Origin of the sequence: Collimonas silvisoli (assembly GCF_018305005.1) — a bacterium.
GTDB lineage: Bacteria > Pseudomonadota > Gammaproteobacteria > Burkholderiales > Burkholderiaceae_D > Collimonas > Collimonas silvisoli.
Genome location: NZ_JAGQEG010000179.1, coordinates 1 through 4,562, shown reverse-complemented (window position 1 = coordinate 4,562; position 4,562 = coordinate 1). Strand labels below are relative to the sequence as shown.

Sequence of the window (4,562 nt, the reverse complement as noted above, 5' to 3'; positions counted from 1 at the left end):
CCGTGAAACGACTTTGCGCCGATGATAGTGCTGCAACCAGTGTGAAAGTAGGTCATCGTCAGGCTCTTATTAAAAAACCCTCTGAACTAATCATTCAGAGGGTTTTTGCTTTGCGCGTTCGCTTTACAGCGTCCACGTCATGCCTTCATTCTTCGTAGCACCTCAACCATTCAGCAAAAAAAAGCCAGTCAGCTCTCGCGACCGGCTTTCCTGTTTACCTATCCTGCTTCTTTATCTGGATTAACGTCCCAATTTAGAACGGATAAGCTACCCGCAACACAGCGAAATTCGCACCGCTATTCGGCTTCTTGATGCCGCCATTGGAGAAATGCTGCAACTTGAGGCCAACATCGATGCCGTTGCTGAACACATAGCCAGCGCCGAGATGATCGCCAAACTCAAAAGCGGTGGAAAAACGACGGCTATTGTTGTCATACAGATGTGACATCAGATGCACGCCAATCCCGGCTTCCCCGTACAGGCCCTTTTTATCGTTGGACTGGAAACGGAACACCGGCGTGAAGCCGATATCAGTCAGGTTTTTCTTTTGGCCGGGAATATTCTGGTATTGGTTTTGACGGAATTCAGCCAGGCTCAAATCCCAATAGCCGCCGATTTGCGTGCTGCTTCCTTGCCACAATGCCGTGTTCCAATCCCATTGTGCGGCAACTCTGGCCAATTGACTCTTGTTGCCGGTACCCAGTTCGAAGGAGGCGGAGTCTACGGCGAAGCTAGTTGAGTGAACGCCAGCCAGCAGGCTGACTGCGGCTAGCAATTTGAGTCCGGTTTGTTTTTTTTGCATGAAAGACTTTCGAGCGTAAAAAATAAAAAAAAGCGAAACAAGTCGTCGCCGTATTCATATAGAAGGCCGAGCTGGCCGCTTATCCAACTTGCTGCGGCGCGCAGCTACAGGCCTAAAGAATAGTCGAAAACCGGGATTGTTGCCGGACTACGGCAATCCCTGTCGTAAAACTGTGAATGTCCGCACCAAATCAAGCAATGTAAGCGGGTTCAATCCGGCCAGGCACATCAACCCGGAGCGACAAGACACAGCCGGACAAGGGATATTCTTCGAGTTCCGCGGCATTACGTTTTTCACGCACACTGGTGATATATAGCGTGCGCAAATCGGCGCCACCAAACGCTATCATGGTCGGGCAGCGTACCGGCAAGATCACCTCTTGCAACACCTCACCCGCAGGCGACAAGCGCAACAGTCTGCCGCCTTCATACATTGCGCACCAATAGGCATCTTCGCTATCCACCGCTGCACCGTCAGGGCGGCCGCCATAACCGGGGGCGCTTTTATCCATGGCGAATTGTTTCAGCACGCGACCTTCGCCGATTTTCCCGCTCGCCAAATCAAACTCGTAACTGCAGATCCTGTGCGCAGTGGTGTCGCTGTGATAAAGCGTACGGCTATCGCCACTAAAGCCGAGGCCGTTGGAGACAGTTACAGGATTACCGGCAGGCCGCACAATATTTTTTTCAATGGCGTATAGCTGCGCACCGGCATGATCACGCGGTTCGTAAATCGTGCCGGCCCAGAACCGGCCGGCAGCGTCGCAACGGCCATCGTTAAAGCGTGTGGTGGCGGTATCGTAAGGCGCATCGGCAATTTGCGTAAGTTCACCGCTGTCGGTGTTCAAGTGCGCCAGGCCGGTGCGCATGGCAACGATCAGGCCACCTCCGGCATGCCGGCCGATACAGCCGGGTTCTGCATGCAGCTGCCACATGGCGTGCTTACCGTCGGCGGGCCGCAGCCGATGCACTTGCATGGCTGAGATGTCGACCCAATACAGCGCAGCTTCAGCGGCATGCCACAGCGGGCATTCGCCCAATTGCATGGGTTGATGGTAGGCGATTTGAATTTGGTTCATGAATAAAATGAATGAGGAAATACGGGCGGATCGGAAAGCGATTCGGAGATGACCGCCCTGGCGCTGATGCCAGGGCAGTACGGGAACTACTTTTTCTTCAGATAAGTCTCCGCAAGATTGACCCAATAACTGGCGCCAATCGGCAGCAAGTCATCGTTAAAGTCGTAGCTGGCATTATGCAGATTGCAGGGGCCGAGACCATGGCCGCCATCGCGATGGGCGCCTTCGCCGTTGCCGATGAAGACATAACAGCCCGGCTTGTTCTGCAGCATGAACGCGAAATCTTCCGCGCCCATGGTTGGCTCCACCCGCGGATTCACATTGCTGTCGCCGACCATTGCCTGCAACACCTCAACCACGAACGCAGTCTCCTTCGCATGATTCACCAGCGGCGGATAATTGCGGTGGAAACGGAATTCGACTTCGGCGCCGAAGGCCGCCGCAGTATGTTGCGCGATCTCCCGCATGCGCGCCTCGATCACATCCAGCACCGCAACCGAGAACGTACGCACCGTGCCAATCAGCGTCGCTTCATCGGGAATTACATTGGTGGCGCTGCCACTATGAATCTGCGTGACAGACAAGACCGCCGGATCGTTCGGATTGATATTACGCGAGACGATAGTCTGCCAGCTTTGCGCAATCTGCACCGCGACCATGACTGGATCTATGCTCTTATGAGGCTGCGCAGCGTGTGAACCCTTACCTTTGACGATCACCTCAAACTCGTTACTGGAAGCCATCATTGGACCAGGCGTCACGCCAAAACTGCCAGCCGGCATGCCCGGCCAGTTATGCATCCCGAACACCGCTTCCATCGGATACTTTTCGAACAAACCGTCGTCGATCATGCGCTGCGCACCGCCGCCGCCTTCTTCAGCCGGCTGGAAAATCAGATAGACGGTGCCGTCGAAATTACGGTGTTGCGCCAGGTAATGTGCCGCACCAAGCAGCATCGCCGTGTGGCCGTCATGCCCGCAAGCGTGCATCTTGCCCTGATGTTGGGAGGCATGCGCAAAGGTATTCAATTCTTGCATGGGCAAGGCATCCATATCCGCGCGCAGACCGATTGCGCGGTCGCTGCTGCCATTTTTTACGATACCGACCACACCGGTGACACCCATGCCGCGCACGATGGGAATCTGCCATTCCGTGAGCTTGCGAGCCACCACATCGGAGGTCCGCTGTTCTTCGTAATTGAGTTCGGGATGTGCATGCAGATCACGTCGGATTGCTTGTAGTTCGGCCTGGAAGGCGATGATGGGGTCAATCAAATTCATATTGTGCTCCTAGGGCCTGTTAGGAATCAATTTGGGAGTGCGAACGGGTCATAGGCGTTGCAGGCCTAGGCGCAACGACGCGACGTAGCGGTGCTACGGCAAGGAGTTGCAACAACGGCATGCGACGCCTATGACCCGTTCCCTCCGGGTTCAAACCAAAACGTGCGCGGGACTGCGTTGCATGGCTTGCAAGGGGGGCCACCCCTTGCTACGCCACGCGCCTTGCCAGCACACGTGTTGGTTGGAACGCATCTCTCAAATTGATTCCTAACAGGCCCTTATATGGCACGCCTCTTGCCTGCAAAATGATGAACGGCGTAACGTCCAGAATGTGTATATTACGCCTACACGGTCCGTCGGTGTTCACTCACAGGAGAGCATTATGCGTCTGATGTCATGGCCAGCAATGGGATTGCGTGTATTTCTGATTATCTCTTGTCTTCTGTTGCTGGCGCCAGTTGCGCCGCCAGCCGCCGCACAGGAATTCAAACTGGCGATGAGTTCTCCGCCAACTTCGATGGATCCTCACTTCTATAATTTATTTCCCAATATCAACGTTTCCGATCACATCTTCGAACAACTGGTGGCGATGGACGCCGACAGCCACATCATTCCTGCATTGGCCGAATCCTGGACACTGGTGAATAACCTGACCTGGGAATTCAAGCTGCGCAAGGGCGCCAAGTTTCATGATGGCAGCCCGCTGACGGCGGAAGATGTGGCCTGGTCGTTGGATCGCCCGGCCACGATCGTCGGCAGTCCGGGAAAATTCGACACCTACACCAAAGCCATCATCAATAAAAAAATAATCGATCCCTATACCATCCAGCTCACCACTAAAGAACCCTATCCGCTATTGCTGGCCGACCTGACCTCGATCTACATCGTCTCCAAAAAAGCCACGCAAGGCCTCAGCAGCGACGATTTTGCCAGCGGCAAAGGCATGATAGGTACCGGACCATTCAAGTTCGTCAAATTCCAGCGCGACGACCGGATCGAATTGGAGCGCAATAACGATTACTGGGGCAAGAAGCCGGCCTGGAGCAAGGTCACCCTGCGTTTCATTCCAAACGATGCGACCCGCCTGGCGGCCTTGCTGGCGGGCGATGTGCAGGCAATCGAAAATGTGCCGACGCCGGATCTGGCGAAAGTCAGGGCGGATAAGAACCTGAGCTTTTATTCCAAGGTATCGCACCGCGTGATTTACCTGTACGCCGATACGCGTCGCGAGAAATCGCCATTCGTCACCGACAAGGACGGCAAGCCGCTGGATAAAAATCCGTTGCAGGATGTGCGCGTGCGCCGCGCATTGTCGGTTGCCATCAACCGCGATGCAATTCGCGACCGGGTCATGGAAGGATTGTCGGAGCCGACCGTCAATCTGGTGCCGGCGGCCTTGTTT

General features: G+C 54.9%; 4 protein-coding genes. 1 reads left to right on the top strand and 3 read right to left on the bottom strand.

Annotation, left to right across the window (positions count from 1 at the left end):
• Nucleotides 1-253 precede the first annotated feature (253 nt).
• From KHU33_RS25495 to KHU33_RS25485, 3 genes are all read right to left on the bottom strand, one after another.
• The gene (locus tag KHU33_RS25495) at nt 254-802 is read right to left on the bottom strand and encodes an acyloxyacyl hydrolase (RefSeq protein WP_211468251.1); all 549 of its coding nucleotides are present in this window, start codon (nt 800-802) and stop codon (nt 254-256) included.
• 190 nt (nt 803-992) lie between these two features.
• Complete coding sequence (locus tag KHU33_RS25490) at nt 993-1,880, bottom strand: SMP-30/gluconolactonase/LRE family protein (RefSeq protein WP_211468249.1); 888 nt, start codon at nt 1,878-1,880, stop codon at nt 993-995.
• Nucleotides 1,881-1,966: 86 nt separating this feature from the next.
• Nucleotides 1,967-3,160 (bottom strand): M20 aminoacylase family protein, encoded by a 1,194-nt coding sequence (locus KHU33_RS25485; RefSeq protein ID WP_211468247.1) that lies wholly within the window; start codon nt 3,158-3,160, stop codon nt 1,967-1,969.
• Between the two features lie 391 nt (nt 3,161-3,551).
• On the opposite strand from KHU33_RS25485, the gene KHU33_RS25480 reads away from it, so the two are divergent.
• On the top strand, nt 3,552-4,562 hold a 1,011-nt coding region (locus KHU33_RS25480; RefSeq protein ID WP_407928320.1), incomplete at its 3' end, for an ABC transporter substrate-binding protein.

Bases quoted from the DNA above. Each gene is read 5' to 3' on its own strand.
- KHU33_RS25490 (WP_211468249.1), bottom strand. From the start codon at position 1,880: ATGAACCAAATTCAAATCGCCTACCATCAACCCATGCAATTGGGCGAA.
- KHU33_RS25485 (WP_211468247.1), bottom strand. From the start codon at position 3,160: ATGAATTTGATTGACCCCATCATCGCCTTCCAGGCCGAACTACAAGCA.
- KHU33_RS25495 (WP_211468251.1), bottom strand. From the start codon at position 802: ATGCAAAAAAAACAAACCGGACTCAAATTGCTAGCCGCAGTCAGCCTG.